Origin of the sequence: uncultured Clostridium sp. (genome assembly GCF_934754925.1) — a bacterium.
Taxonomy (GTDB): Bacteria; Bacillota; Clostridia; order Clostridiales; family Clostridiaceae; genus Clostridium.
The window spans coordinates 1-1,603 of the sequence record NZ_CAKVJA010000117.1; the positions used below are offsets into that span (position 1 = coordinate 1).

The 1,603-nt window shown below is 28.9% G+C and carries 1 protein-coding gene; it reads right to left on the minus strand.

Annotated features, from left to right (window positions below):
* Window positions 1-230: 230 nt before the first annotated feature.
* A complete protein-coding gene (locus Q0G30_RS14320) occupies window positions 231-1,430 on the minus strand; it encodes an IS110 family transposase (RefSeq protein ID WP_294391453.1) in 1,200 nt (399 codons plus the stop codon).
* Between the last annotated feature and the right edge of the window lie 173 nt (window positions 1,431-1,603).

Consider the following 1,603-nt stretch of genomic DNA (forward strand, 5'->3'; position numbering starts at 1 on the left):
ATTGTAATCAAAATTGATATCATTTTTTCTTGCCATAGAAAATCCTCCTAAAATTTATATAGTATATTATTCCAAATATACCAACTAATCATACAAAAAAGAGTAGATAGATTTGTTTTTTACACAAACTTGCTAATAATTTGTCAACTATTATTTTTAATTTAATATACCTAAAAAAGTGTAACCTTAATAAAGCTACTATGAAGTAGCTTTATTAAGTGGACTAGCTATTACAATGTTTTATATAAATTCATAACGCGTGTATAATAAATTCTTAAGAACTTATTAAGAGCAGCCATTTTAGCCACGTTTTTTGCTTTTCCCTCGGATTCTTTTTTTATCATAAATTCATAAACAGCATTATCTTCAGTTGGTTTTGTAACTTTTAAAGCCATCATTATTTCGTATCCGACTTTTCTTAAGCTAGAAGAACCACGTTTTGATATATGTCTTTTAGTTCCTTCAAATTGACCTGATTGATGTGGAGGTGCATCATTTCCGGCATAAGCATTCAAGGCTTTAGCACTTGTAAATTTTCTAACATCTCCAATCTCAGCAATTAGTCTTGGTGCAAGCTTATCACCAACACCTTTTAATTCCCTAACAATTTTATATTCCGGTAATGTGTACGCAATTGTTTGCATCTGTGTTAAAATAGAATTGCTAGATTCTTCAGTTTCTCTTAAAATTTTAATACAATTTTTAAGAGCAATATATGTAGAATTATTAGCAGATCTGGTTGTGATACTGTTTTGGGCCAATTCATATATTTTTAGTGCTTTAATTGCTCCATTACGGTATCCTTTCTTTTTTGACCAAGCTGAATACTCTTTTATAAACTTTTGTTCACCCTTACGTTTGATATTATCAAAGTGTTCATACTTTTCAACAAAATCATATAATATCTTGCTTGAATTTCCTGTTGTTCTAGTTAAAATTTTATTAATTCCAGGCATAATTTCATCAAGAAGATTGTTAAATTGTATCTTTGCCTTTACTCGTATTGAAACTATTTGATTATATTGTCTCGATAAAAACTTTAAATCATTATATTTTTCATCTTCACCTTCATATTTCTTAAGACTAAATCTTTTTTTAATAGCGTATTTAGCTATTCTAATAGCATCTTTTTTATCTGTTTTAGCTTTTCTAATCTCTATATCCCCATATTTTTTCATTAGATAAGCATTAACTACACTAACATATATCCCTTCTTCATATAACTTCTTCAATACTGGATAATGATAATGACCTGTAGATTCCATAACTACGAACACTGTATCTTCTTGATCCTTAATCCACTGAATAAGCTTATTAAGTTCATTCTCACTATGTTTAAATTCTTGTGGTTTCATAATGATTTCTCCAGTATCATTTATTGCAGACACTGTACTTTTATTTTTAGAAATATCAATTCCAATTCCTATCATTATTAATCATCTCCATATGTTATTTACGATTGGTTCCAACATCATCCTATTGATTCATATTTGTTATTTACACGGGTGTTTCTCCCAACTTGCTTAATCGAATATTGAATAGGATGTGTTGGTCAACACTTTGTGTAACGGGCGTTTTATCCCAAATCTATCTTCGTTGACCA